Source organism: Xenophilus sp., from assembly GCF_044462705.1.
Classification (GTDB): domain Bacteria; phylum Pseudomonadota; class Gammaproteobacteria; order Burkholderiales; family Burkholderiaceae_C; genus Xenophilus; species Xenophilus azovorans.
The window spans coordinates 26,648-28,372 of record NZ_JBIQNC010000002.1 but is presented as its reverse complement, the minus strand read 5'-3'; the positions used below and the strand labels follow the sequence as shown (position 1 = coordinate 28,372).

General features: G+C 70.0%; 1 protein-coding gene. It reads right to left on the bottom strand.

The annotated features are described in order from the left end of the window. On the bottom strand, nt 1-1,694 hold a 1,694-nt coding region (locus ACIY1X_RS00785), incomplete at its 3' end, for a nitric-oxide reductase large subunit (RefSeq protein WP_399677273.1). Between the last annotated feature and the right edge of the window lie 31 nt (nt 1,695-1,725).

Sequence of the window (1,725 nt, the reverse complement as noted above, 5' to 3'; positions counted from 1 at the left end):
GCCACCACGGCCGTGGGGCTGCCGACGAAGTACAGGTGGTGCAGGGTGCCGAGCACGCCGCCCGTCATGAACACGATGGTGGCGAACAGCACGGCGACCGCCGCCGTGGACGTGCGCAGCAGGCCCAGCCGCGTGAAGATCAGCGCGATGACGGCGGTGGCGAAGACCTCGAAGAAGCCCTCCACCCACAGGTGCACCAGCCACCAGCGCCAGTACTCGACCACCGAGATGTGGGAATGCTCGCGCCACATCAGCCCCGAGGCGTAGAACACGCCGATGGCCACGGTGGCCAGGAACAGCAGCCCGACGATGGCCTTGGATTCGCTGGCCGGGCCGCGCAGCACCGGCCACAGGGCCCGGCCCACCAGGGTGAGCCACAGCAGCAGGCCGATGAACAGGAAGATCTGCCAGAAGCGGCCGAGGTCCGCGTACTCCCAGCCCTGGTGGCCGAACCAGAAGTTGTAGTCCAGCCCGAGCTTCTGCATCACCGCGAACCACTGGCCGGTGAACGCGCCGACCACGATGACCAGCAGGCACGCGAACAGGACATTCACGCCGGCGCGCTGCCAGCGCGGCTCATGCCCCGACATGGCCGGCGCGATGTACAGCCCGGTGCCGAGCCAGGCGGTGGCGATCCATAGCACGGCCAGTTGCGTGTGCCAGGTCCGCGTGATGGAGTAGGGCAGCACGTCGGCCAGCGCGTAGCCGTAGGCCTGCTGGCCTTCCACCTGGTAGTGGGCGGTCATCGCGCCGAGCAGGATCTGCACCAGGAACAGTACCAGCACGAGCCAGAAGTATTTGGCCGTCGCGCGCATGGACGGCGTGACCTTCAGGGCCGCGAGCGGATCGCTCGCCGGCAGCCTGTGTTCCGGGTCCTCGTCGCGCGTGACCGCGTGGTGCCAGCCCAGCAGGCCGATGCCGGCGATGAGGAACAGCACGCTGAAGGCGCTCCAGACCCAGGTGCTGGCCGGCGGCGCGTTGCCCACCAGGGGCTCGCCCGGCCAGTTGTTGGTGTAGGTGACCTGCCGGGCCTGCATCGCGGGGTGCTCGGGCGCCAGCACCGCGGCGGCGGCGCGCGGCCGCTCCGTTGTCGCCGCCCAGGCGGTCCACCAGAAGAAGGCGCTCAGGGCCTTGCGGTGCTCGGCATCGGGCACCGTGTCGTCCTTCATCGCATAGGCTTCGCGCAACTCGGCGGTGGCCGGGTCGTTGCCGAACAGGCCGATGTAGTGCTGTGCGACCTGCGCCACCGCGGCGGCACGGTCCTGGCTCAGCGTGATGGTTCCGTTGGCCGGGTCGTAGGTGTTGCGCCGCATCATGGGCTGCAGGCGGCCCTGCAGCGCGGCCTGCGCGTCGGGCGGCAGCTGGGTGAAGCTGCTGCCGGCATGCTCGGCCCTGGCCCAGCGGTCGAGTATCGCCACCGCCTCGCGGTGCAGCCAGTCGGCACTCCAGTCGGGCGCCACGTACGCGCCGTGCCCCCAGATCGAGCCGAGTTGCATGCCCCCCATCGACTGCCAGACCTGGCGCCCGCGCTCGATGTCGGCGCGCGTGTAGACCGTCGCGCCACCTTCGGCGACGACGCGCTCGGGCATCGGCGCGGCATTGCGCTGGATCTGCGCGCCGGACCACAGCAGCACCGAGAACGAGACGATGAGCAGCGCGCCGAGCGCCAGCCACAACCTGCGGGTGTTGTTCACGGCAAGTCTCCTTGGGATGTCGATGGCAGGC